This is a genomic window from Thalassospira sp. MIT1004, assembly GCF_001858545.1.
Classification (GTDB): Bacteria; Pseudomonadota; Alphaproteobacteria; order Rhodospirillales; family Thalassospiraceae; genus Thalassospira; species Thalassospira xiamenensis.
The window spans coordinates 532,556-556,294 of record NZ_MCAO01000011.1; the positions used below are offsets into that span (position 1 = coordinate 532,556).

The following is a 23,739-nucleotide window of genomic DNA, read 5'->3' on the forward strand; positions in this document are numbered from 1 at the left end:
GCACTGTGACGCCGTTCAAAGCTGCGAGAATTCCAGCCCGATCCGAAGTGCAAGGACACTCGCAGGTTCAAAACGCATTGGCACGCCACCGATTTTACCGCCATGCCATTGCGCCTTGGTCATCACGAATGCCCCTAGTGGCAAGGCATGACTGGTGCGGAAATTGACCAATGCACGGATTTCCTTGGGCTTTCGAATGCCTTCATCACGCCACAGGCAGTGATAGGCAAAAAGCGGTGTTCCGCTTCGCCGGTCAAGGAAAACGAAAGGCACCTCGAAATGCCCCCAACGCGCGTAATAAAGGCTTTCAAGCCCGACACTCGACGTCAGGAACTGGGTCTGGATCGCGGTTTCAGCCAGTCGGGTAATTGTCGCACTGTCCGTGGCCTTGGCACCGATCAATCCGGCGCGAAGCCCGGGGTGAATCAGATGGACCTTAAATGCCACCGCGCGCTGAAACGGTTTTGCATCCTGATCGACACGTTCCAGCCTGCGCACCAGCCATGCACTTTCAAGATATTCAAGATAACGGCGCAGCGTATTTTTGGCGATATCAAGTTCCCGCGCCAATGTCTCGATCGAGAATTCCGCACCGGTGTTATAGGCCAGCAACACAAACAGACGGTGCAAATCCGATGGATTTGAAATGCCGTGCAACCCGGGAAGATCGGAATGAAGCGATCGATGGATTGCCCCCGCCTCGCCGTCACGATCATGGAAACCGCCTTCGTTGATATAGGCTTCGAACAGGTCGTTAAGCTCGATCAGGCCTTCGGGAATATCGGCGGTATAGCGCCCGACATTGGGTGTTTGCGGCAAGACGTCTGATGGCGCGATCCCGCGCTGCTCAAGATATTCGGCGAAACTGAAAGGCGGTAAAAACAGGCTTTGAATATGACCAAGCGCGTTTGGATTGGGTGCCAACGCACTAACCGCAACCACGCGCAACATCGGGTCTGCCACCAGCAATTTTGCAACCCGGTCTTCCCAATCGCGCTGATAGGACACCTCGTCGATAAACAGCCAAAGCGGATGATCTGCCGATATGCCCCGCATGGAACGGAGTATTTTTGGCAGTCGCGGCAAATCGATTTCAAGAAACAGCGGGTGTTCAAGCGAGATATAGCAAACATGTCGACGTGGTGTATCGGCATTAAGCAATTCGGCAACGGCCTGCCGCAACATGACGGTCTTACCCACCCCACGCGGCCCGGTTAAAACAACGGCCTTTGTTCCGTCGTTTTTTTCAATTGCGGCCCAGAACCGTTTGAAAAACGCACGCTGCGGCAGATCATGAACCAGATCATCGGTGATGCCATCCCACCACGGATTATCAAGCATCAACCGATGCAGAAAATCCTGTTCGCCCGGATGTTCGATCATGGTCGCCATATCACCCCCCGTTTTGCTGGCAGGCTTTCCCGCCAGATATCACCAGAGGACACCAAGCTAGTCAGAAAACCTTTAAATTAGGTATAACGATAAACGCTATTTGGTTATTTTTCAGCAAATAGTTGCGATCACGAACAAAAACAAAAAAAGAAACCGAACCCGTAGAAACAGGTCCGGCTCGAAAGGTGAAGCTGCGGGATAACTCAATATAACTGCGAAGCAGGGGGGATTGATACCGATGTCATCGCAGCATCTGCTAAGCTTTATCGTTGGGGGAGGTCGAAGCATCATCGTCGCTGCCATCGGCGTCTTTCTTGCCGCTGGCGTCGTCTTTTTTCATCTTTTCAAGTTCCGATGCCAGCCGGTAATCACCGGAAGCAACGTAACCTTCCATTGAACCGGTTCGGCGTTCAAGGTCATCGAATTTCTCGCGAAGGTCTTCCATCCACGGCTCTTCGAAATCGACACCCATGGTCGGGCGCTCTTCTGGCGCGTCGGTATGCGCGGTCGAGGCATTATATGATCCCGTCCGACCGGCCCCGCGAAACTTGCCGCGCAGACCATCAAACCATTCCGGATGATGCACATAGGCCCACGCAAGGGCGAACAGCATCACACCGACAGGGAAGCTGAAAATCAGGATCAGGATAAAGGCGATCAGCACACCTTTGCGCGGGATACCAAACTTTTCGGCAATTCCCCGGGTCGTGCGGCGAATGACGCCCCCGCACTCCTTGCCGTCCTTGCCCTCACGCCGGAAACGGCAACCGCCATGACGATGTTTCTTGTGACCGCGCTGATAGCCGGCACCGGCAGCAGCTTGCTGTGCAGTCATATCCTGTTCCTCCATTCGGCAACCTCGGCATCCAACAGGCGTTCAAGTGTTTCGACACGATTTTCAAGGCGTTCTGCCCGGCCTTTGAGCGTGGCGACGATTTCCTTTTCCTTCGCCACCTGTTCCGGACTGGATTTTTGCTGTTCGGCTTTCATCCGTTTCCAAAGTGTTATGTAGTGAAACACAACCCAAACAGGGCCGACAACGACAACAAACACAATTAACGGTACAGCAATCGCCCACATCTTTGTCAGCTCAACCTTTGTTGCAGCTTATCGCATCGAAACACGCGAACCGCTGATTATTTGTCTTTCTTGACCCGCGCTTTAAGCTCTTTCAGATCGTCCTCGATCCCAAGCTCGGCTTCAAGGTCTTCGAACTGTTCTTCAAGGCTCTGCCCGCGACCAAGATCCCAGGAGTCCGCGCCGGCCTCAAGCTCGTCAATGCGGCGTTCCATCTGCTCATAGCGCAGCAATGCTTCATCGATCTGACCCGAATGCAACTTTTCGCGCATCTTGACACGCTTTTCGGCAGTCTGCATGCGGATTTCAACCGCACGCTGCTTGCCCTTGGCTTCGTTAAGCTTGTTCTGAAGCTTGTTCAAGTCATCGTCAAACTTGCCAAGCGTTTCCTCGATCACTTCAAGCTCGCGCTCCAGCACGATGCTCTGATCGGCCAGACGGCGACGCGCCATCAGTGCACCCTTTGCCAGATCGTCACGGCCTTTGGAAATGGCAAATTCCGCTTTGCCTTCCCACTCAAGCTGACCGTCATGAAGCTTCTTGAGCTTGCGCTCGACTTCTTTCTTGTCGGCAATCGCCTTGACCGCGGCGGAACGGACTTCAACCAGGGTATCTTCCATTTCCTGGATCATCAACCGAACCATTTTCTCCGGATCTTCAGCACGATCCAGAAGCGAGTTGATATTGGCATTTACGATATCGGACAAACGCGAAAACACGCCCATTGTCTGATCTCCTTAAAAATACGGGGGACGCAAAAATTCTGATCTCTCTATTTCAAATGCCGTGCCAGTTTTGACACCCAATAAAATCAATGACTTAGAATCACCCGCCTTATCCAATTAACTTTTATCGCGACAATTTTGTCTTTTTTCGATAACGTTTTTCGCGAAATGGATAGCTTGCAACCGATATTGGGCGAAGACCCCGTTTTTCTGGCCGCCCTTGAACATGTTTCACGTCTGGCACCGATTGAACGGCCATGCCTTGTGATCGGCGAACGGGGATCGGGCAAGGAACTGATTGCTTCACGCCTGCATTACCTGTCCCGTCGCTGGGGCGGCCCGCTGGTCAAGGTCAATTGCGCGGCCCTGTCTGAAACCCTGCTTGATACCGAACTGTTCGGGCACGAGGCCGGGGCCTTTACCGGGGCAACCAAACGTCATGTCGGGCGATTTGAACGCGCGCATGGCGGCACCATCATTCTCGATGAAATAGCCACCGCCAGCCCAATGGTGCAGGAAAAACTCCTGCGCGTTGTTGAATATGGCGAGATTGAACGTGTTGGCGGCTCCGAGGTGATCGAAGTTGATGCCCGCGTCATTGGTGTGACAAATGAAAACCTGCGCGAATTGGCCAAAACCGGGAAGTTTCGCGCCGACCTGCTCGACCGACTCGCCTTTGACGTGATCGCCGTGCCGCCGTTGCGCCAAAGGTCTGATGATATCTTGCCACTTGCCGAACAGTTCGCACTCGAAATGACCAAACGCCTGTCGCGACAGGTTTTTGCCGGCTTCACACCAACAGCGGCGCGCCAACTTCTGAGCCATTCCTGGCCCGGCAATGTCCGCGAGTTGCGCAATGCGGTCGAACGCAGCCTTTATCTGGCTGAAGATGATGAAAATCCGCTTGCGCATATCGTACTCGACCCGTTCGAAGGCATCTGGACCGAAACCGACCGTGATGCTCCACCTACCACACCCGAAGAACCTGCCCCCACCGGCACAACAGATTTCAAATCTCAGGTTGCAGAATTTGAAATCAAACTGCTTGAAAACGCCCTGCGTCGAAACGCGAATAACCAGACCGAAGCCGCCAAGGCGCTTGATCTGAACTACCATCAGTTCCGTCGACTTCTGGAAAAATACGATCTGCTGCCGGGGCGCTCAGGACCATAAGCATGTATCAGCCCCGCACCCCAAACTATCGCAAGAGCGACCCGGTAATGCGCTGGAACCTGCCTGACAGGATATTCTTTGCGTGTGGTGCCTGCCATATCCTTGCCCACGCATTCATCGAACGCTTTGACGCGACCGGCGAACTCACTCCAATCTGGTTCCATCCGAAAGATAACCTTCCCGGCAATCACATCATCGTCTCAGGCGGAGATTGGGTCTTTGACTATCACGGATACAGCAACCACAAGCGCTTCATGGATCATTGCTTCCGACGCGCCCGACAACGTTGGCCGGGGTGGGATGCCGACATAATACCGCTCCCACGTGACGTTCTGATATCGGAACCCAAATCCCGCGAATTTGACGGATTATGGCTCCGTGAACCGCAACAATTCCTGCACGATGCACTGCCGCGTGCACGACGTTTTCTGGATCGGTTTTCGTCGCCCCCAAGGCAACCGAGCCAGAGCGCTTCTTAGTGACGTCCGCCCCAAGCCCACTGCCCGCCGTTTTCATGTGCGCAAGCACCGCCGAGCGTTGTTTGCCGAACAGAAGACTTGCCGGGCCACATACGCGATCAGATGTCCTGAGCTCCGCCGCGTAGCGGCCAATTATTTATTCAAGTTGCCATTTTGACAGCACCATGAAATTGTAAGTTAAATTTCTAATATTACCTCAAAATAATGCAGGTCAAAATCAATGAGCCCCGCCATGATGAAATCTCCGATGGTTCGTCTCTGCCGCACGATCTGCGTTTTACTCATCCCAGCTTTTCTCCTCTCCACCTTGCCGCCGAGCACGGCACATGCAGAAGATGACTGGTTGTTCGCACCCTATCTGCGGGCCGATCTGGGGTCTTCCATCACGGTTGACGATAGAGCCGAATTTGACGACCCGGGTGAACGCGATTCGATCGAAATGACAAGCTATAAAGGATCGCGCTACCAGATCGGTGCGGGGCTCAAGCTCACGGACTATCTACGAACCGACATCACGGTATCTTATGGTAATCGACTGTCCGCAGCAGATGACTATCGTGACGCGGATGGCATCCCGAACAAACCAAACAACAAGCTAAATGACGGTGCTTTCGAAACATCCAACTGGACGACAATGGTGAACGTTTATGTTGACCCATTAAGTATTGCTGGCGTTGATCTCGGTGCCTTTTCACCCTACGTGCAAGGCGGTATCGGCTGGGCCCGAAACAAAACTGAAAAAATGTTCTTTGCAGCCCCCAATGGTAGTTACACTACCGGCGACACGCATAACGATTTGGCCTGGCAGATTGGTGCGGGTGTCGGGTACGTGATTTCCGACCAATGGACGCTCGACATGTCCTACCGCTTCCTTGACATGGGCGAAGCGCGCGGTGGTGACAAATTTATTAATGGGGCGACGGTGACCAGCGTGGAGGCTGCCCGGTTTGACCTACGGGCACATGAGTTCATGATTGGCCTGCAATATCAGTTCTGATTGCGACACTGTTTAATCTTGAAAAGGGGTACGTTTTGCGTACCCCTTTATTGCTGGTTTGCCATCAATCGGCAAGCGACCTTGCAATCACCATGCGTTGAATGTCGGACGTGCCTTCGTAAATCTGACAGACCCGCACATCACGGTAAATGCGCTCCACCGGGAAGTCTTTAAGGTAGCCATACCCGCCGTGAATTTGAATGGCGGCCGAGCACACTTCTTCGGCGATTTCGGATGCGAACATCTTAGCCATGCAGGCCTCGGTCAAACAGGGTTTGTGATCGTCGCGAAGTTCGGCAGCGCGATGGACCAGCAAACGGGCCGCATCGATTTTGGTCGCCATATCGGCAAGGCGAAATGCCACCGCCTGATGTTCGATGATCTTTTTGCCGAACGTTTCACGTTCATTGGCGTAATCGCGGGCCGCCTCGAACGCCGCGCGTGCCATGCCGACCGATTGCGCGGCAATACCAATTCGCCCACCTTCAAGGTTCGCTAGTGCGATTTTATAGCCTTGCCCTTCTTCACCCAGCATGTTTTCACCGGGCACCCGGCATTCGACAAAGGTGATCTGGCAGGTGTCCGATGCATTCTGGCCAAGCTTTTCCTCGACCCGCGAAACGACATAGCCCGGCGTATCGGTTGGCACGATGAAGGCCGAAATACCGCGTTTACCTGCTTCCGGGTCTGTAACGGCAAAGACAATCGCCACATCACCCTCACTGCCGGACGTGATGAATTGCTTGGAACCGTTGATAATCCAGTGATCGCCGTCGCGCACGGCACGCGTGCGCAGTGCACTGGCATCCGATCCGGCTTGCGGCTCGGTCAGGCAAAATGCGCCGATCTTTTCGCCACGCGCCATCGGGACCAGATATTTTTCTTTCTGATCTTCGGTACCGAATTTCAGGATCGGCATACACCCGACCGAATTATGCACCGACATGATGGTGGAGGTTGCCCCATCGCCAGCAGCTATTTCTTCGAGTGCCAGCGCATAGGCGACGTGATCCATGCCCGCCCCGCCATATTCTTCGGGCACCAGCATGCCCAAAAAGCCAAGTTCTCCCAATCCGGCAATCGCTTCGGCCGGAAAGGTATGGTGGATGTCCCATTTTGCGGCATGAGGTTTGAGTTCATTTTCGGCGAACTCGCGCGCTGTATCGCGCACCATGATCTGATGTTCTTCCAACCGCATGGCGGTCACCCTCCCAATTGGGCGATGCACCGGCCATGCGATCAGAAGATCGTTTTCATCAGGCCGGGCCTATTCTTCGCCCTGAACAAATTTGTCCTGCTCGGCATCAAAGCGCCACAGGATTCCTTCTTTCATGCCGTACCACCAGCCATGCAGCTTAAGGTCGCCGGCTTCGACCCGTTCCTTGATGAACGGGAACGACATCAGGTTTTGCAGCGAGTTACGGATCGAATGACGCGATACCTTGTCGACATCCGGGCCATGCTCCAGACAGCATTTCGCAATGCTGACCCACTCGCCGATAAAGTCGCGATCCGGCACCTTGCCCGCTTCGCCGTGCTCGACCAGAGCCTCCATGCCACCGCACGCCGAATGGCCCAGAATGACGATGTCCCTGACCTTGAGATCACGCACCGCAAATTCGATCGCCGACGACGTCCCGTGGTAATTCTCATCGGGCTCATAGGGCGGAACAAGGTTTGCCACGTTACGGATGACAAACATCTCGCCCGGTTCGGCATTGGTCAGGATGGCTGGATCAACGCGGGAATCAGAACAGGCAATCAGAAGAACTTCTGGGCGCTGGCCCATATTGACCAGGTCCTCGACGCGTTCCGGGCGCTGATCATAATACATCGCCTTAAAGCTCTTGAACCCGGCAAGCATCCGATCAACGGTTGGCTTTGACATCTCGCGAAGTCCCCTATTCTGTCATAACGCTGCCGACAAAATAGGACCAAATTGCCCAAGTTGATAGTCCCCATTCAAACCTTTTGAACCGTTCTAAACGCGCGATCTCCTTTGTTTCGCAGACAACCAAACCCTGACGTTTCTAGAAACGATCCGCGCGCAGCACCTGACAGTCACTGATCGTGACCACACCAATATGTCGGTCAACCACTTCAAAGGCGGCTTCAAGCATGGCATCAAGCTTCTCCGGGCGGATAATGCAGATCACCTGAACCATGCCGCCCCCGCGCGACACGGTATCGTCCCGGCGCCAACTGCCAGATCGCCCCGATCCACCAAGCACCGGCAGCACGGAAAAGCCGGTAACCCCCGCCCCTTCAAGTGCCTGGCGCAGGCGGCTCTCCATAATGGCTTCGATAATGATCGCCACGCGTTTGGCATCATGCTTTTCCATGGGATTAACCTCCGTGAACGGCGCTTGCCATCGCAAGATAAAGCGGAATGCCAAGCGTCAGGTTGAAGGGGAACGTCACGCCAAGCGACAGCGTAAGATAGACCGACGGATTGGCCTCTGGCAGGGCGACACGCATGGCCGCAGGCACCGCGATATAACTTGCCGAGGCGGCCAGAACCATCAACAGCACTGTGCCCCCCAGTGACAGGCCGATCAGCAACGCAAATACCAGACCAAGGCAGGAGCCGATCACTGGCATCATCACACCAAAGGCCAGTGGTCCCGCACGCAGCACGGCACGACCCTGTTTAAGCCCACGCCCCGCAACCAGCCCCATATCAAGCAGAAACAGGCAAAGAACCCCCTGGAAGGGTGAAACAATCAGCGCCTCGATCTTTGCCATGCCCTCAGCCCCGGTGATCCAGCCGATAAAGAAACTGCCGACAAGCAAAACGATGGAACCATTGAGCAGGATTTCACGGATCAGCGCCCCATCCATCCGCCCCTTACCGCCCGATGACACAAGTAACAGGGCCGAGAAAATAGCCGGTGCCTCCATGGCCGCCGCGACAGCAACCATATAACCCTCTGCCACAATGCCGGAACTTTGCAGGACCGAGGTTGCCGCGACAAACGTCACGATCGAGATCGAGCCATAATGCCCGGCCACGGCCGCGGCATCTGTCCGGCTGAGTTGCGATATCCACCGCAAAAGGCCAAAGGCGATAAAGGGCAGAACGAAGGACAGGATCACACCTGCCATCAGGGTCATACCCAAGGTCAGGTCGATCCCATTATCTGAGACCGCAACCCCACCCTTGAAGCCAATGGCAAAGAGCAGATAAAGCGATATGCCTTTGGCTACGGCTTCGGGGATCGTCAGATCGGATCGCGCAAGGGCAGCCCCCACCCCCAGAACAAAGAAAAGTACGATGGGCGACAGAAGATTTTGCGCCGCCAGGCTCAACACATCTTGCATGGCTGTCCCTTGACTATGATACCTTGGTGTTGGTGTCGCGCAAGCAGTCTCGCCCCTGCGCCAAAACCGCAATTCCGATAGCAGGATCACGGTTTTCTGTCATCAGAAAGCCGAACCCTCCGATCACAGGGGCGTAACTTCGTTCACATAATTTACCAAAAACTTAAAGCAGCTCGATGGCGACCGCCGTGGCCTCACCGCCACCAATGCAAAGCGACGCCACGCCCTTGGTCCCGCCATGGGTTTTAAGCGCATGGATCAGGGTCACCAACAACCGCGCACCGGTGGCACCTATCGGATGGCCCAGCGCACAGGCACCGCCATGGACATTGACCTTGCCGTGATCAAGTTCCAGATCACGGATGGCGGCCATCGCCACCACGGCAAAGGCTTCGTTGATTTCCCACAGATCAACATCGTCCTTGGACCAGCCGGTTTTGCCCAGCACCTTTTTGATCGCATCAATCGGGGCGGTCGTGAACCAGCAAGGTTCTTGGGCGTGGGTAGACTGACCAACGATTTTGGCAAGCGGCTTAAGCCCTCGCTTTTCGGCTTCCGACGCGCGCATCATGACAAGAGCCGCCGCCCCATCGGAAATCGATGCCGAATGGGCCGCGGTTACTGTGCCGTCCTTGGCGAATGCCGGGCGCAGGGTCGGGATTTTTTCCGGTTTTGCCTTTGGCGGCTGTTCATCGGCATCAATGGTAACCTCGCCATTACGGGTGGCATAGGTCACCGGGGCAATTTCATCAGCAAAATGGCCTGACTTGGCAGCATTCTGCGCACGGGTCAGCGACGTGATGGCATAGTCGTCCTGCGCTTTGCGGGTAAATCCGTATTTTTCGGCTGTCGCCTCGGCAAAGGTGCCCATCGAACGGCCCTTGTCATAGGCATCTTCCAGCCCATCCAGCGCCATATGGTCATAAACCATGTCATGACCGTATTTGTGGCCCGACCGCATTTTCGGAAGCAGGAACGGCGCATTGGTCATGCTTTCCATCCCCCCCACAACCATGACATTGGCGCCACCGGCGACCAGCGTATCATGGGCAAACATCACGGCCTTCATGCCCGATCCGCACATCTTGTTGATCGTGGTTGCACCGGCAGAACGCGGGATACCCGCCTTCCATGCGGCCTGACGCGCCGGGGCCTGTCCCTGACCAGCGGGCAGAACGTTACCCATAATGACTTCGTCAACATCTTCGGCAGCAACACGGCCATGCTCAAGCGCGGCCCTGATGGCAACGCCGCCCAGTTCGGATGCGGTAACGGTTGCGAAATCCCCCTGCAGGCCGCCCATCGGGGTTCTGGCACAGGAAACGATAACGATGGGGTCTGAATTGCTCATGGATCTGATCCTGTATTCCAAATATGGGGATTAGGCGGTTTCGCCGAAAAGTTCACGGCCAATCAACATGCGGCGAATTTCGCTAGTGCCTGCGCCAATCTCGTAAAGCTTGGCATCGCGCAGCAAACGTCCCGTCGGGTATTCATTGATATAACCATTACCACCCAGCGTCTGAATGGCTTCAAGCGCCATCCAGGTCGCTTTTTCGGCAGCATAAAGGATCACTCCTGCCGCGTCCTTGCGTGATGTTTCACCACGATCACATGCCTTGGCGACCTCGTAAACATAGGCCCGGCAGGCATTCATTGTGGTGTACATATCGGCCATCTTGCCCTGCATCAGCTGGAATTCACCGATCGCCCTGCCGAATTGTTTGCGTTCATGAATATAGGGCACGACCACGTCCATGCATGCCCGCATGATGCCGGTCGGTCCGGCGGCCAGAACGACGCGCTCATAATCAAGGCCGCTCATCAAAACACGAACGCCGCCATTCAAATTCCCAAGGATATTTTCCTCGGGTACTTCGCAATCCTGAAACACCAGTTCGCAGGTGTTTGACCCCCGCATCCCCAGTTTATCGAGCTTCTGCGCCGTCGAGAAACCCTTGAAACCCTTTTCGATAATAAATGCCGTAATACCCTTGGGCCCGGCATCAATATCGGTTTTGGCATAAACTACCAGCGTATCGGCATCCGGACCATTGGTGATCCACATCTTGTTCCCATTCAGGATGAAACGGTCACCTTTTTTTTCCGCCCGCAATTTCATCGACACCACATCGGAACCGGATCCCGGTTCGCTCATGGCAAGCGCACCGACATGTTCACCACTCATCAGCTTCGGCAGGTACTTTGCCTTTTGCTCGGCATTGGCATTGCGTTTGATCTGATTGACGCACAGGTTTGAATGCGCACCATAGGAAAGTGCAACCGATGCCGATGCGCGGCTGATTTCTTCCATGGCAATCACATGTTCAAGATAGCCAAGACCGGTACCGCCATCTTCCTCGGGGACCGTCATTCCGAGCAGACCAAGATCGCCAAATTTGCGCCACAGATCATTGGGGAATTCATTTTTTTCATCAATCTCGGCCGCGCGCGGCGTGATTTCTGCCTCGGCGAAGGATGAAACGGTTTCGCGGATCGCTTCTGCGGTCTCGCCGAGATCAAATTTCAATCCGGGAAAGTCGAAAAATGCCATTTTACTGTTCCTGCCCTGGGTGTTTTGATTTTTTGATAAAAGTGAATAATCAAACCGATTATGCAGCGTTACTTAATAATTCCGGCGGCAGCTTCATGACCTTGAGCGTCTGAAGCGACGTCGCACACAGAACCGGCTCACTATTCCTCATACCAAAGACATCGATGCGGGTGACAATGATCGACCGACCGCGTGAAACCACCTCGCCAACCGCGCGCAACTGATCGCCCATGCCCGGCGCGACGATGTTAAGCTTGTATTCGATGGTCAGCATGCCCTGATCTTCGGCAACGAGGCTCCATCCAGCAAAGCCGCCCGCGATGTCGGCAAGCCCGGCGATCAGGCCACCATGAAAATAGCCGTTATGCTGGATCAGATCCGCGCGTGACGGCACGACAATCTCGACCCGCCCCGGCTTAACATCAACGACCTCGGCCCCGATCGAAAGATTGTAGGGCTGCTGAGAAAACCGATGCCGGACTTCAGCATTATAGTTCGGATTTTGCGGCTCAAACTGTGCCATCTTGCGATCCTGTCCTGCCTGCAGTCATGCCGGTTCAATATATCGAGCACCGGTCATCACGGGTTATGAAGCAAATCTGTTGTAGTTTACGTTAACGTAAACGTCAAATCAAAATCCGCATCACTATACCTATTTATGATCACAACAGGCAAAAGGCCGGTTTTCAACTTTATATCAACTCATCGGGAGTCAGTTTGTGCCTGTGCTCCAGCGGGCGATGCTGGCTTCGAGCATTTCATCCATCACGCCGTCGCCCACAAGCTTGAAAAGTGCCTGAGCAATACGGCCACGCATCGCGCCGGTATTGCAGGGCGACTTATGCGACATGGTCAGATACAGGCTTTCTTCGCTTACCGCGATGTCATAGCTGCGAATATCGTCAATCTTTTCCCGCGCAGCAAAAGCTTTGCCGGGGAACTCTTCGTAAATCAGATATTCTCCGCGATTACGATCCAGCATCTTCAAACCTTGTTCAAGGCTTGGAACTTCCCGAATTGTCAGGTTCTGGGCCGCATAGCTGTCGAATTCCTGCCCGAAACTGTTGTTAATGACTGTAAGCCCCTCAAGCCCGCGCAGATCCGACCATTGGCGATAATTGATATCAATGTTGGCTTTGGTCCAGATGACCGTGCGCGTCCCCTGGAATGCCGGATAAAAATAATCCATGTATTCAAGTCGCGGCACTGTAAAGAAGGCACCTGCGATCATATCGATGCCACCCTCACGCATGTGCTGCTGCACACGCCCCCAACTACCTGCATTGACGACTTCAATGTTAATGCCTGCGGCATCACCAACCCGCTGCAGGAATTCAGCAGCCGCACCAATCAGATGACCAGAACCATCGTCGGCAGGCCAAAGATAGGGTGGGTAATCCGGGTTTCCCGATGCAATCAAATGGTTGCAATCCCGCACGCCACCATTATCGACCGCAAAATTCTGTGAGGCGTCCTTGGCATGGGCAATGTTTGCTGCGATTAAACCAGCAACGCAAATGGACGCTAAATACCCTGTCCGGGTCATCAACTGCATATCCATCACTCTCCAACCGCATCACCAATCTCGCAGCGTCGATTATTTTATGAGTAATGTAAGGAGACTCTCGAGCATATTCATCATCCGGTATGTGTTTTTTCGTACATTACCACAATCGCACACCAACCGGTGGATGATACTGTGTGACGTCCTGAAATCAAAAAAGCCCCCGCAAAGCGGAGGCTTCTTTTAAAATCTTCAGATTTCCCGCGCTTTTCAGCAAAAGGCGGAAAGAGAAAGGCAAAATGACTTAGGCGGAACGGCGCTTCATGCCCTGGTTTCCACCACGGACTTCACCACGACCACCTTCGGCACGGCGCGGACGATCACTGAAATCACGACCGCGGGTATCACGATCTCGATTTTTGAAACCGCGTTCGCCACGTGGTTTGTCAGCAAAACGACGCTCGCCATCACGTGCCGGTGCACCTTCGCCACGCGGGCGGAAGTTGGTGCCACGGTCCGTGCGCTCGGTACGATCAGAACGCTCTGCACGATCAGGGCGCTGGTCGGCAGCAGCGCGATCAAAGCGCGGCTTGCGATCAAAACGGTCACCACCGCGGTCGTTGCGATCCGAACGGGCCGGACGATCACCACCGCGATCACCACGCGGCTGATCTGACTGGCCAAAACGACGGCCGCCATCACGACCACCGTCACGATCACCACCAAAAGCCCGACCGCCTTCGCGATCCCCTTCGAAACGGCGCACACCATCACGGTCGCCTTCGGCACGACGTGGACCACCGAATGAACGGGCGCCGTCGCGGGCACCATCACGGCCACCAGCAAATCCACCGCGACCACCACGGCCGGCATCACGACCACCATCACGGCCGCCGCCGAAACCGCCACGACCACGACCGCCATCACGGCCACCGCCAAATCCGCCGCGACCGCCACCACCTGACGAACGGGCCGGAGGAGCCGAATGGAATTCATGATCTTCGTCGATCTCGACCTGCTGGCCGATCACGCGTTCGATGTTGCGCAGATGACGAACGTCACGCGGCTCGCAGAACGAAATCGCGATGCCTTCGGCACTGCCGCGACCGGTACGGCCAATGCGGTGCACATAGTTTTCCGGATCGGTTGGCAGGTCATAGTTGATGACATGCGTGATGCCCGGAACGTCAATCCCACGTGCAGCAACGTCAGTTGCAATCAGGACCGGGAACTGGCCATTACGGAAGTTACGCAGGATTTTCTGGCGAATACGCTGCTGCTTGTCACCATGGATGGCGTCGGTATCGACACCTTCATCGCGCAGCTGGAACGAAAGCTCGTCCGCATCGGCTTTGGTTTTGGTGAAAACCAGAACGCGTTCGCTTTCCTGACGTTTCAGCAACTGAACCAGAAGCGAGGTCTTGTCGTGACGTTTCACGAACATGCCGCGCTGGGTCACACGCTCGGTCACGCTGGACTGCGGCGCGGTTTCAACCTTAACCGGATTGTTCAGCAAACGGTCGGTCAGATGTTTGACAGCCGGCGGCATGGTTGCCGAGAACATCACCGTCTGGTGATCACGCGGCAGCACTTCGGCAACGGTCAGAACGTCTTCCGAGAAGCCCATATCGAGCATACGGTCGGCTTCGTCGAGAATGAAGACTTCGATGTCATCAAAACGAATGGTATTGCGTGACATGTGGTCAAGCAGACGACCCGGGGTCGCAACCAGAATGTCAACGCCACGGCGCAGTTCCTGAATCTGCGGGCCCATCGGCGAGCCACCGTAAACAACAGAAGAGAACAGGCGAATGCCTTTTTTGAAATCACGCAGGCACTGACCGATCTGGTTTACCAGTTCACGCGTCGGCGCAAGAATAAGCGCGCGCGGCTGGCCCGGTGCCGGGCGTTTCGGGTTCTCGGCAAGGCGCTGCAACAGCGGAAGGCAGAAAGCAGCGGTTTTACCACCACCCGTCTGGGAAATACCCATCAGGTCACGACCCTCAAGCAAAGCCGGAATGGTTTTTGCCTGAATCTCGGTCGGTGCGGTGAAACCAGAAGCTTCAACGTTGCGCAGCAGGGGCTCGATAAGGTTGAGCCCTTCAAAATTAGTCATAAAGGAAAGTCCTTCAAAATCCGGTCGGCGCCATGTTCGCGCCATGATGTGCCTGCTCGACAGCAATAGCGACCGGTGCACGGCGATCAAGCCGCTGCTTCGGACCCTGCATGAGAGGCATATGATGAGGCCATGACGTCATCACGTCATCGCCGCCCTCGCCTTTTCACACAGTTCCTGACAGCTCAATCTGCCCTACAAGCGAAGGAATGAACGGGGTGATACATGCCCCCCAGAACAAAGTCAATCAATCCCTGCGCCGGGCAGCCATGCAAAAACGCATTCACCATTCCCATATGTAACGCGGAATTAATCTATGCATGTCTAATTTGTGTGCATTATCGGTCGCTTAAATAACGCGTAAGGGGAAGAAATATGCGTTTTCGGGTTGTTACGGGGATTTTTTCGATCCCGGCCATCTGCCTGCTGACACTTCTCGCGATTATCGCGACAGTCGCTTTGAATTATCAAAACAGCCTGCGTAACGGTAAGTTCGAACAGATCGAACATCTGACCGAGGGCGCGGTAACGATCGTTGATTCATATATTGCCAAGGTCAAAGCGGGCGATATGGATGAAAACGCCGCCAAGGCAGAAGTGCTTTCATTGCTCAATGCGTATCGCTTTGATGGGGAGAACTACATATACGCCACCGATTATAACCATTGCATGGTTCTTGATCCGCTCAGCCCCGAAGATGTCGGCAAATGCAACCCCGACAGTAAAGTGCGCCAGATGATCGTCAAAACCGCCAAGGCCGGTGGTGGCGTGATAACCTATGAAACCAAAAAACCAGGCATGGGCGATACATTGGTCGAAAAGGCCGCATATGTTCGTCCGATTCCGGGCTGGAACTGGGCATTAGGTGCGGGTGTCTATATGGATGACGTCGCCGCAGAATTTCAGTCCGTGATGCAACGTATCGCGATTATCTCTGTGATCGCGATCGTCATCGCCGGCGTGTTGTCCTGGTTCGTCGGCACCCGTATCACCAAAAGCATCGTCGGCCTGAACCGTTCGATCGCGACAATTGCCGAAGGCAATTATCAGGCACCAGTTGAGACGGATTCCAACTTTACCGAAATCGGCGACATGGCATCTGGCGTTCTTGCCCTGCGTGACAAATCCGCGCAGGCCCAGCAGCTTGAAAAAGACGCCGCCATCCAGAAACAGAGAGCCGAAGAAGAACGGCGCACCAATATCCGCAACATCGCCAAAAAACTCGAGAGCGAAGTTGGTGGTATTGCCGGTGCCGTTGACCAATCGGTTAAACGCAGCGGTGAACTTGCAGTTAGTATGTCACACAACGCCGAAGGCATTCTTGATCAGAGCCAGCAGGTTGCATCTGCCGCCGGGTCCGTGTCACAGAACGTTGACGCGGTTGCCGCCGCGACCGAGGAACTTTCTTCCTCGATCACGGAAATCAACGTTCAGATTTCCCAGATGTCAAATACTGTCGAACGCGCAACGCATGAAAGCCAAAGCGCCTCTGAGGATGTTGGCGGCCTGTCCGAAGCCGTTGATAAAATCAAGGAAATCGTCAGCCTGATTAACGACATCGCGGGCCAGACCAACCTCTTGGCCCTGAACGCAACCATCGAAGCCGCCCGTGCAGGTGATGCGGGCAAGGGCTTTGCGGTGGTCGCAAGCGAAGTCAAAAACCTTGCCACCCAGACCGGGCGCGCGACCGAGGAAATCGCGGCCCAGATCAACGGCATCGTCGAAGGTACCGAGCGTGCGGTTACGGGTATTTCGCGCGTGTCGGAAACCATTGATCAGGTCCGGTCTGCGTCAACCGCCATTGCAGCGGCAATTGAAGAACAGGGTGCAGCCACACAGGAAATCGCGGGCAATGCCAATCGCAGTGCGGATGGCGTGAAACAGATTTCGTATAGTGTCGATCAAACCATGAAGAACGCGCAAAGCACAACCACCCATGCGGGCGATCTGCGCAACGCGTCCGAAGAACTTTCGTCGCGGTCTTCGGAACTGACACAGATCATTCACCGCTTCTCGAACGATCTGATCAAGCAGGCTGAGAATTGATTCCTGCGAAGAAAATAGCCTCAAACAAAACGGATGTGGCTTAAGCAAAACGGGCCATTTCGCAGGAAATGGCCCGTTTTCTTTATCGAAAAGGATCTAAGCCGATCTATTCGGCGGGAAGATCATTTTCCCGACGGAAGGAATGAGACGGGTAAACACCCAAAATCCGGACCTCGTGCGAGAAGAACTGAAGTTCTTCAAGCGCATGGCGCAGACCAAGCTGTTCTGGATGGGCTTCGACCTCGGCAAAGAACTGGGTTGCGGTGAAATGCCCCTCGACCATATAGCTTTCAAGCTTGGTCATGTTGATCCCATTGGTCGCAAAACCGCCAAGCGCCTTGTAAAGGGCCGCCGCAACGTTACGGACGCGGAAGACAAAGCTTGTCACTACCGGCGTGCCGTCATTGGCGATATCAAGCGGCTCGCGCGCCAGAATGATGAAACGGGTCGTATTATGTGCCGCATCTTCGACCTCGGTGCGCAGCACATCAAGGCCATAAATCTCTGCGGCCAGAACCGGGGCAATCGCAGCAATGCTTTTATCGCCCAGATCGGCCACTTCCTTTGCGCAGCCTGCCGTATCTGGCCCGACAACGGTATTCACGCCAAGTTCCTGACGGATTTTACGGCACTGGCCCAGCGCGTGAACGTGGCTTCGGATTTCCTTGATATCCGAAATCCTGGCACCGGGAACTGCGACAAGCGCGTGGTTGATGCGCAGGAACGTCTCGCCAATGATATGCGCCCCAGAGTCAGGCAAAATGTGGTGAACATCCGCCACACGACCGGCCAGAGTGTTATCAATCGGAATCACCGCCAGATCGACATCACCATCGCGCAATGCACCAAATGCGCCCTCAAACGTCCGGCAAGGCACGGTTGTCGCACCGGGAAAGGCGCGCCGCGCTGCCTGATCGGAGTAGGCACCGTGCATTCCCTGAAAAGCGATACGTTGTTGGGCAGTCATCTGGTTGTTTCCTGATATCTAATATGATTTCCATGTCATGCCCCGCGGCTTTACCGCCAGACAAAACATAGAAAAGCCTAATTACGAGCCCAGCACAAGTCGTGCGCGTTCAAGGTCTTCCGGGGTGTCGACGCCAAGCGGTACGCCGTTCACAAGCGCAACCGCGATCACCATGCCATTTTCAAGTGCGCGCAGCTGCTCAAGCTTTTCACGCTTTTCAAGTTCGGCCGGTGGAAGACTTACAAACCGGTCAAGTGCTGCCCGGCGATAGGTGTAAAGACCGATATGATGGTAAAGCGGCCCGTCGCCATGCGGGGCCGTTGCCCGCGTGAAGTAAAGCGCACGCGCCACACGACCGGCACCAAAGGCCGCTACCGCCTTCACCACATTGGGATTTGTACGTTCTTCTTGCCGCGTGATTTCAGCCGCCAGAGTCGCGATGTCGACATTCGGATCGACAAGCGGCTCAAAAACCGCACGAATATCGGCTGCATCAATCGTCGGAAGATCACCCTGAACATTGACCACGGCGTCGTATTTTCCATCCGGGTCAAAGCTTTGCAACGCCTGATGCACCCGATCCGATCCGCTTGGCAAATCCGGATCGGTCAAAACGGCAATACCACCAGCCGCCGTTACCGCGTCGGCAATTTCCTGTTCGGCGCACGCGACGATAACCGGACCGATTCCTGCATCGGTTGCCCGGCGCCAAACATGAACAATCATCGGTTCGCCGTGAATATCAGCCAACGGCTTGTTGGGCAGGCGTGTCGATGCCATACGGGCAGGAATAACGACAACGGGGTTGCGCGGCGTAGTCATATAGGCCTCCGGTCTGGCTTGATCCTGCTTTGATCTCGCGCAAAGCGCGCGTCTGATCACCTGTGCAAGAAGCAATGTCGTGAATCGGCGGGACAATAGCCGGTTTTGGGGATTCTGCGAAAGACGGAATTGAATATGACGAAGGTATATCTCGTCTGTTTTCGCCTTTATGTTTAAGAAAGGTTGATGCAAATCTCTGAAACGTATAGTTTCCCTCCGACCGGTCTGACCTGCTGTCGCATGCGCGTTCTTGTGATCTTTAAGAGCGTTTTGGGGGCGCATGGGTCAGCTGTTAAAAAGAAACCTGAGAGTGATTAGGCTGTAGGGATCCCGTCATGAAAACGATGGAAATCAACAAGATCGTCGCCGGTGTTATCTGTGCTGTGCTTTTGGTTATAGTTGTTGGCAAGATCGGAAGTGCTCTTGTGCACCCCGAAGAACTGGAAACGCCCGTTTACCCGTTCTCCGAGGATCTGATGGCTGGTGCCAACGCACCGGCTGCCGCACCGGCAGAGCCGGCTGGACCAGAACCGATTTTTGCATTGCTGGCATCAGCTGACCTTGCCGAAGGCGAGAAAGTCTTCAAAAAATGCGCATCCTGCCACGACACCGAGAATGGCGGCCCGAACAAAACCGGCCCGAACCTTTATGGCATCGTCGGTAACAAGTTCGCCCACAAGGATGACTTCGCCTATTCCGACGCCATGGCGAACCATGGCGGAACCTGGGGCTGGGAAGAACTGAACCACTTCCTGTACAAGCCGCGCGATTATGTCGAAGGCACGAAAATGAGCTTCGGGGGTCTGAAAAAGGCCGAAGATCGCGCTGCTGTCATCGCATGGCTTAACAGCAAGTCGGACAATCCGCTGCCTTATCCTGATCCGGCAGAAGCCACCGCAGCTGAAGGCACCGACGCCGCAGCAGATGCAGCAGCAGATACCCCGGCCGAGGCCGCGGAGTCCAACGATGCCCCTGCTGAAGAAGCACCTGCCGCTGATGCACCGGCAGAGCCCGCAGCAGAGGGTGAAGCACCCGCCCAATAAAGGGGTGGGAAATTCACCGGATAATCGATTGATTTTTTACAGGGGACAGGTAACTGTCCCCTGTTTTCGTTTGCCACTAATCGTTTCAAAACAAGGAATGCGTTTTAATGGAAAATCTCGACCACTTTCTGGAGATCGCCCACAAACTGGCCGATACCGCCCGTCCGGTCGTACACCAGTATTACCGCACCCCTGTTGCCGTGGACGTCAAGGCCGATGCAAGCCCGGTGACCATTGCCGACCGCGAAGTTGAAACCGCGATGCGGGCAATCCTGATTGCGGAACTTCCCGATCACGGAATTCTTGGCGAAGAACATGGCCACCACAATATTGATGCCGATTTTGTCTGGGTCCTTGATCCGATTGATGGCACCAAGTCATTCATCGCTGGCAAGCCAAGTTTCGCAACACTTATTGCCCTGTGCCACAAAGGTGTTCCCGTTATTGGCATTATTGATCAGGCCATCACCAATGAACGCTGGGTTGGTGTTATGGGTCGCGCCAGCACAATGAATGGTGACGAAATCAACGCCCGCGAATGCGAAACGCTTGATGCTGCCACCTTCTTTACCACCGCACCGGAGCTGTTCCGCACCGATGCCTCCGCGCGCGCCTATAAGGCAGTTTCGAACAAATGTCGGCAGCCGATGTATGGCGTTGATGCCTATGCCTATGGGTTGGTTGCCCTTGGCTTTGCCGATACCGTGGTTGAATGTGGTTTGCAGGCCTATGATTTTTGTGCCCTTGTCCCGGTCGTCGAAGGTGCCGGTGGCGTTATGACCGATTGGCAGGGCAAGCCGCTGACGATTTTCAGTGACGGTTCCGTCATCGCGAGTGGCGACGCCCGATGCCATCAGGACGTTCTTTCGACCATCCGGGCAGCAACGGTCTGATCTCTGTGCCCGCTTTCCGTTAGGCCGCATCATGTTCGAATGGGTCATCATCCTGTTTCTGGGAACCGGACTGCTTTACGGCCTGCAATCGCGCAGGCTGCAACGGCGTAACATATCCTCGCCGATGATGATGGTTATAACCGGTGCGTTGATCGCATTGCCATTGGGCATATGGCACGAAGCACCCCTTGCCCCGTTCGCTGATCGCATCCATTTCGCCACCGGGTTTTCCGAAATGACGCTGGCGATCATTCTGTTTCTTGATTCCGCTGTCCTTGACTATCGCAAGGAAAAACCTGCCATACGGCTTGCCAACCGGTTGCTCCTGATCGGGTTGCCGTTGACCATCGGTGTGACATGGGCTTTCATCATTGGCCTTCACCCTTCCATCGGGATTCTTCCGGCACTGATCCTTGCCCTGATTGCAAGCCCGACCGATGCGGCCCTTGGCCGACCGGTATTGGAAAACAAATCGGTTCCCGATCCGATCAGACAGGGGATCAATATCGAAAGCGGTCTGAATGACGGGCTGGTTTTACCAATATTCACAGCCGTTGTATTGCTCGAAGCCGACCTTGTCGGTGAAGGCAGCAACAACTGGCTGACCGAGGCGATCATCGAAATTTCCGTCGGGGCCGGGGTCGGACTTCTGGCTGGCTATGTCATCGGCCAGATCGTCAATCACGCGGTTACCACCAACACCATCCTTGACCGGTTCGAACGCTTGCTTGGCGTGCTTTCAGCACTTTTCATCTTCTTCCTGTCTGAGAAGCTCGGCGGAAACGGCTTTGTCGCGGCCTTCGCTGGTGGTCTTGCATTGAACATATTCTCCGAAAAGGTCCGCGAAACTATCGAAAGCTTTGGCGAAGCAGAATCAGAACTACTTACCATGCTGACCTTCTTCATTTTCGGTCTGGTGGTTATCCCGGCTGTGTATCAGCTTTGGACATGGGAGATGCTGATCTTCTCGATTGTCAGCCTCGCGATCCTGCGCCCGCTTTGTGTCTGGATTTGCATGATCGGCAGCCCCTATAGTCTGGCGGAAAAACTCTATGTCGGCTGGTTTGGCCCACGCGGCATCGCGTCGGTGATTTACCTGCTGATCATGATCACCATGATCGATCCGAAGGGCTATGAATCCCTTATTGCTGCCGCCGTCATGATCGTCGCCATCAGCGTAACCGCACATGGTCTGTCGGCTGCCCCGCTTTCAAATATGCTGGTGCGTCACCTTGCAAAAAAAGGCGCCCGGTCCTGAGGATATCCCAGCCGGGCGCAAGTCTTGGTTTGCAGTAAGAGAGCTCTGGATGGAGTGCAAAATCCAGAGGGCCCGGCTACCAATCCGGACCAAGGACCTTTGCGCCTGAATGCAAAAGCCCGGCATCGTCATCCTTCCCAACCGGTTGGGAACGAAGGGTGACGAATTCGATTATCAACGCTCGGTCAGCGCCAACCGGACACCCAACGCGATAAACATCCCGCCAAGAGAACGTTGCAGCCAGATACCGAGCGCCCCGTTAGCCCGAAGGCGGGTTGCGGCAAATCCGATGGCAAACACCACGACCGTCTCGACACAAAAACCGATGACATTCACCAGGGTACCAAGCACCAGAAATTGGATCGCACCATCCCCCGCCGCCGGGTTAACAAACTGGGGCAGAAACGCCATAAAGAAAATCGCGACCTTAGGATTAAGGACATCGATCATCGCGCCCTGACGCCATGCGTGAAACGCTGTCATGGTGGGTATCGGAGTCCGCTTTACCGCAGATATTTCAGATGCCGCATCATCCGGACCACGTTTGGCAAAACTGCTGCGCAAGGCACCAATCCCCAGCCACACCAGATATGCCACACCAACCCATTTCACCACCGAGAATGCCAGTGTTGATGTGGCCAGAATGGCCGAAAGCCCAAGGGCTGCGGCAACCACATGGACAAACGCACCGGAACAAACGCCAAGACTGGAAAACACCCCGATCTTGCGACCATGGATCGCGGTCTGGGCACTGATATAAGCCAGATCAGGCCCGGGCGAGATATTGAGCAACAGGGCGGCAATCAGAAACGGCGTATATTGGATCAGAAGATCGGCCATCACGCATCGACCTCCAGGCAATAGTAAACCAGATCCATCGAAAGTGACTTGGCACCGGCCTCGATCAGCATGGAATGAAGCTGCCCGCGATGATGTGTTTGGTGGTTGAACATATGCGCCAAGACAATCTCGCGCGGCAGTGTATATGCCCCGGCCAGCATCGATTGATAGGACAGATCACTTGCCAATGTGTCCGCGTCAAGTTGTTCGGTAAAGGCGATGATTTTGGCATCCTGTGCCTTACGCGCGGTTCGGAATTCTGAAAATCCGGCGTACAGCACGGCATCAAGCGCCAGACGTTCAGGCACCCCGACCAGACGCCCCAACCACAGACGATCCGCCACCAAAAGATGGTTCAGTGTCTTGATGATCGACGGGAAAAAAGCAGCCCGCGGGGCGGTAAGTTCGCCCGCTTCAAGACCCGCACATGCGTCCAGAATATGCTGGTTCGCCCACGCATTATAATTGGCCATGCGTTGAAAGTAGGCAACTCCGTTCATAATATTTCATCCATCTTGATTCCGCCTCCCCC

At 54.8% G+C, this 23,739-nt stretch carries 24 protein-coding genes; 7 read left to right on the forward strand and 17 right to left on the reverse strand.

Annotated elements, in window-relative coordinates; all coding sequences use genetic code 11:
- Window positions 1-15: 15 nt before the first annotated feature.
- From BC440_RS07100 to pspA, 4 genes are all read right to left on the reverse strand, one after another.
- Window positions 16-1,392, reverse strand: coding sequence for an AAA family ATPase (locus BC440_RS07100; RefSeq protein WP_063092534.1), 1,377 nt, complete (start codon window positions 1,390-1,392; stop codon window positions 16-18).
- A gap of 256 nt (window positions 1,393-1,648) precedes the next feature.
- Window positions 1,649-2,227 carry a PspC domain-containing protein gene (locus BC440_RS07105; protein WP_063092533.1) on the reverse strand — a complete coding sequence of 193 codons (579 nt, stop codon included), beginning with the start codon at window positions 2,225-2,227 and terminating at the stop codon, window positions 1,649-1,651.
- The gene (gene pspB / locus BC440_RS07110) at window positions 2,224-2,472 is read right to left on the reverse strand and encodes an envelope stress response membrane protein PspB (RefSeq protein ID WP_007088817.1); all 249 of its coding nucleotides are present in this window, start codon (window positions 2,470-2,472) and stop codon (window positions 2,224-2,226) included. Before pspB ends, BC440_RS07105 begins: the two co-directional genes overlap by 4 nt.
- Window positions 2,473-2,528: 56 nt before the next feature.
- Window positions 2,529-3,194, reverse strand: a complete 666-nt coding sequence (gene pspA, locus BC440_RS07115; RefSeq protein WP_063092532.1) for a phage shock protein PspA — start codon at window positions 3,192-3,194, stop codon at window positions 2,529-2,531.
- Window positions 3,195-3,362: 168 nt separating this feature from the next.
- On the opposite strand from pspA, the gene pspF reads away from it, so the two are divergent.
- The 3 genes from pspF (at window position 3,363) to BC440_RS07130 (ending at window position 5,843) form a co-directional block, all read left to right on the forward strand.
- Window positions 3,363-4,367 carry a phage shock protein operon transcriptional activator gene (pspF, locus tag BC440_RS07120; protein WP_063092531.1) on the forward strand — a complete coding sequence of 335 codons (1,005 nt, stop codon included), beginning with the start codon at window positions 3,363-3,365 and terminating at the stop codon, window positions 4,365-4,367.
- A gap of 2 nt (window positions 4,368-4,369) precedes the next feature.
- Complete coding sequence (locus tag BC440_RS07125) at window positions 4,370-4,846, forward strand: hypothetical protein (RefSeq protein WP_063092530.1); 477 nt, start codon at window positions 4,370-4,372, stop codon at window positions 4,844-4,846.
- A gap of 220 nt (window positions 4,847-5,066) precedes the next feature.
- On the forward strand, window positions 5,067-5,843 hold the full coding sequence (locus tag BC440_RS07130) for an outer membrane beta-barrel protein (RefSeq protein ID WP_082822555.1): 777 nt from the start codon (window positions 5,067-5,069) through the stop codon (window positions 5,841-5,843).
- A gap of 64 nt (window positions 5,844-5,907) precedes the next feature.
- On the opposite strand, the gene BC440_RS07135 is transcribed toward BC440_RS07130, so the two are convergent.
- The 9 genes from BC440_RS07135 to BC440_RS07175 form a co-directional block, all read right to left on the reverse strand.
- Window positions 5,908-7,041 carry an acyl-CoA dehydrogenase gene (locus BC440_RS07135; protein ID WP_007088813.1) on the reverse strand — a complete coding sequence of 378 codons (1,134 nt, stop codon included), beginning with the start codon at window positions 7,039-7,041 and terminating at the stop codon, window positions 5,908-5,910.
- 69 nt (window positions 7,042-7,110) lie between these two features.
- Window positions 7,111-7,731 carry a carbonic anhydrase gene (locus BC440_RS07140; RefSeq protein ID WP_007088812.1) on the reverse strand — a complete coding sequence of 207 codons (621 nt, stop codon included), beginning with the start codon at window positions 7,729-7,731 and terminating at the stop codon, window positions 7,111-7,113.
- A gap of 142 nt (window positions 7,732-7,873) precedes the next feature.
- Window positions 7,874-8,185, reverse strand: a complete 312-nt coding sequence (locus BC440_RS07145) for a hypothetical protein (protein ID WP_063092528.1) — start codon at window positions 8,183-8,185, stop codon at window positions 7,874-7,876.
- 4 nt (window positions 8,186-8,189) lie between these two features.
- On the reverse strand, window positions 8,190-9,164 hold the full coding sequence (locus BC440_RS07150; RefSeq protein ID WP_037987627.1) for a sodium-dependent bicarbonate transport family permease: 975 nt from the start codon (window positions 9,162-9,164) through the stop codon (window positions 8,190-8,192).
- A gap of 163 nt (window positions 9,165-9,327) precedes the next feature.
- Window positions 9,328-10,515: an acetyl-CoA C-acyltransferase gene (locus tag BC440_RS07155; protein WP_007088809.1), complete on the reverse strand. Its 1,188-nt coding sequence runs from the start codon at window positions 10,513-10,515 to the stop codon at window positions 9,328-9,330.
- Between the two features lie 30 nt (window positions 10,516-10,545).
- Complete coding sequence (locus tag BC440_RS07160) at window positions 10,546-11,718, reverse strand: isovaleryl-CoA dehydrogenase (protein ID WP_063092527.1); 1,173 nt, start codon at window positions 11,716-11,718, stop codon at window positions 10,546-10,548.
- Between the two features lie 58 nt (window positions 11,719-11,776).
- On the reverse strand, window positions 11,777-12,241 hold the full coding sequence (locus BC440_RS07165; RefSeq protein WP_063092526.1) for a PaaI family thioesterase: 465 nt from the start codon (window positions 12,239-12,241) through the stop codon (window positions 11,777-11,779).
- Between the two features lie 189 nt (window positions 12,242-12,430).
- Window positions 12,431-13,273 (reverse strand): transporter substrate-binding domain-containing protein, encoded by an 843-nt coding sequence (locus BC440_RS07170; protein ID WP_223304894.1) that lies wholly within the window; start codon window positions 13,271-13,273, stop codon window positions 12,431-12,433.
- Between the two features lie 253 nt (window positions 13,274-13,526).
- Window positions 13,527-15,338 (reverse strand): DEAD/DEAH box helicase, encoded by a 1,812-nt coding sequence (locus BC440_RS07175; protein WP_063092524.1) that lies wholly within the window; start codon window positions 15,336-15,338, stop codon window positions 13,527-13,529.
- Between the two features lie 375 nt (window positions 15,339-15,713).
- On the opposite strand from BC440_RS07175, the gene BC440_RS07180 reads away from it, so the two are divergent.
- Window positions 15,714-17,384 carry a methyl-accepting chemotaxis protein gene (locus tag BC440_RS07180; protein ID WP_063092523.1) on the forward strand — a complete coding sequence of 557 codons (1,671 nt, stop codon included), beginning with the start codon at window positions 15,714-15,716 and terminating at the stop codon, window positions 17,382-17,384.
- A 106-nt stretch (window positions 17,385-17,490) separates the two neighbouring features.
- Here the strand turns inward: BC440_RS07180 and BC440_RS07185 are convergent, their stop codons facing one another.
- Entirely contained in the window at window positions 17,491-18,351 is an 861-nt protein-coding gene (locus BC440_RS07185) for a prephenate dehydratase (protein WP_007088803.1), read from the reverse strand.
- Window positions 18,352-18,432: 81 nt separating this feature from the next.
- A complete protein-coding gene (locus BC440_RS07190; protein ID WP_063092522.1) occupies window positions 18,433-19,173 on the reverse strand; it encodes a 3-deoxy-manno-octulosonate cytidylyltransferase in 741 nt (246 codons plus the stop codon).
- Between the two features lie 335 nt (window positions 19,174-19,508).
- Between BC440_RS07190 and BC440_RS07195 the strand changes: the two genes are divergently transcribed.
- The 3 genes from BC440_RS07195 to BC440_RS07205 all read left to right on the forward strand — a co-directional run bounded on the left by BC440_RS07195 (window position 19,509) and on the right by BC440_RS07205 (window position 22,367).
- Window positions 19,509-20,216, forward strand: coding sequence for a cytochrome c family protein (locus BC440_RS07195; RefSeq protein WP_007088801.1), 708 nt, complete (start codon window positions 19,509-19,511; stop codon window positions 20,214-20,216).
- 107 nt (window positions 20,217-20,323) lie between these two features.
- Entirely contained in the window at window positions 20,324-21,109 is a 786-nt protein-coding gene (gene hisN / locus BC440_RS07200; protein WP_063092521.1) for a histidinol-phosphatase, read from the forward strand.
- Between the two features lie 31 nt (window positions 21,110-21,140).
- Window positions 21,141-22,367: a cation:proton antiporter gene (locus BC440_RS07205; RefSeq protein ID WP_063092520.1), complete on the forward strand. Its 1,227-nt coding sequence runs from the start codon at window positions 21,141-21,143 to the stop codon at window positions 22,365-22,367.
- A 174-nt stretch (window positions 22,368-22,541) separates the two neighbouring features.
- Here BC440_RS07205 and BC440_RS07210 read toward each other — a convergent pair whose 3' ends face one another.
- Window positions 22,542-23,207 (reverse strand): LysE family translocator, encoded by a 666-nt coding sequence (locus BC440_RS07210; RefSeq protein ID WP_063092519.1) that lies wholly within the window; start codon window positions 23,205-23,207, stop codon window positions 22,542-22,544.
- Complete coding sequence (locus BC440_RS07215) at window positions 23,207-23,707, reverse strand: DinB family protein (RefSeq protein ID WP_063092518.1); 501 nt, start codon at window positions 23,705-23,707, stop codon at window positions 23,207-23,209. Before BC440_RS07215 ends, BC440_RS07210 begins: the two co-directional genes overlap by 1 nt.
- Between the last annotated feature and the right edge of the window lie 32 nt (window positions 23,708-23,739).

Bases quoted from the DNA above. Each gene is read 5' to 3' on its own strand.
- pspA (WP_063092532.1), bottom strand. From the start codon at position 3,194: ATGGGCGTGTTTTCGCGTTTGTCCGATATCGTAAATGCCAATATCAAC.
- BC440_RS07135 (WP_007088813.1), bottom strand. From the start codon at position 7,041: ATGCGGTTGGAAGAACATCAGATCATGGTGCGCGATACAGCGCGCGAG.
- BC440_RS07130 (WP_082822555.1), top strand. From the start codon at position 5,067: ATGAGCCCCGCCATGATGAAATCTCCGATGGTTCGTCTCTGCCGCACG.
- BC440_RS07185 (WP_007088803.1), bottom strand. From the start codon at position 18,351: ATGACTGCCCAACAACGTATCGCTTTTCAGGGAATGCACGGTGCCTAC.
- pspF (WP_063092531.1), top strand. From the start codon at position 3,363: ATGGATAGCTTGCAACCGATATTGGGCGAAGACCCCGTTTTTCTGGCC.
- hisN (WP_063092521.1), top strand. From the start codon at position 20,324: ATGGAAAATCTCGACCACTTTCTGGAGATCGCCCACAAACTGGCCGAT.
- BC440_RS07215 (WP_063092518.1), bottom strand. From the start codon at position 23,707: ATGAACGGAGTTGCCTACTTTCAACGCATGGCCAATTATAATGCGTGG.
- BC440_RS07100 (WP_063092534.1), bottom strand. From the start codon at position 1,392: ATGGCGACCATGATCGAACATCCGGGCGAACAGGATTTTCTGCATCGG.
- BC440_RS07210 (WP_063092519.1), bottom strand. From the start codon at position 23,207: ATGGCCGATCTTCTGATCCAATATACGCCGTTTCTGATTGCCGCCCTG.
- BC440_RS07195 (WP_007088801.1), top strand. From the start codon at position 19,509: ATGAAAACGATGGAAATCAACAAGATCGTCGCCGGTGTTATCTGTGCT.
- BC440_RS07105 (WP_063092533.1), bottom strand. From the start codon at position 2,227: ATGACTGCACAGCAAGCTGCTGCCGGTGCCGGCTATCAGCGCGGTCAC.
- BC440_RS07205 (WP_063092520.1), top strand. From the start codon at position 21,141: ATGTTCGAATGGGTCATCATCCTGTTTCTGGGAACCGGACTGCTTTAC.
- BC440_RS07180 (WP_063092523.1), top strand. From the start codon at position 15,714: ATGCGTTTTCGGGTTGTTACGGGGATTTTTTCGATCCCGGCCATCTGC.
- BC440_RS07165 (WP_063092526.1), bottom strand. From the start codon at position 12,241: ATGGCACAGTTTGAGCCGCAAAATCCGAACTATAATGCTGAAGTCCGG.
- BC440_RS07150 (WP_037987627.1), bottom strand. From the start codon at position 9,164: ATGCAAGATGTGTTGAGCCTGGCGGCGCAAAATCTTCTGTCGCCCATC.
- pspB (WP_007088817.1), bottom strand. From the start codon at position 2,472: ATGTGGGCGATTGCTGTACCGTTAATTGTGTTTGTTGTCGTTGTCGGC.
- BC440_RS07155 (WP_007088809.1), bottom strand. From the start codon at position 10,515: ATGAGCAATTCAGACCCCATCGTTATCGTTTCCTGTGCCAGAACCCCG.
- BC440_RS07160 (WP_063092527.1), bottom strand. From the start codon at position 11,718: ATGGCATTTTTCGACTTTCCCGGATTGAAATTTGATCTCGGCGAGACC.
- BC440_RS07140 (WP_007088812.1), bottom strand. From the start codon at position 7,731: ATGTCAAAGCCAACCGTTGATCGGATGCTTGCCGGGTTCAAGAGCTTT.
- BC440_RS07175 (WP_063092524.1), bottom strand. From the start codon at position 15,338: ATGACTAATTTTGAAGGGCTCAACCTTATCGAGCCCCTGCTGCGCAAC.
- BC440_RS07125 (WP_063092530.1), top strand. From the start codon at position 4,370: ATGTATCAGCCCCGCACCCCAAACTATCGCAAGAGCGACCCGGTAATG.
- BC440_RS07170 (WP_223304894.1), bottom strand. From the start codon at position 13,273: ATGCAGTTGATGACCCGGACAGGGTATTTAGCGTCCATTTGCGTTGCT.
- BC440_RS07145 (WP_063092528.1), bottom strand. From the start codon at position 8,185: ATGGAAAAGCATGATGCCAAACGCGTGGCGATCATTATCGAAGCCATT.
- BC440_RS07190 (WP_063092522.1), bottom strand. From the start codon at position 19,173: ATGACTACGCCGCGCAACCCCGTTGTCGTTATTCCTGCCCGTATGGCA.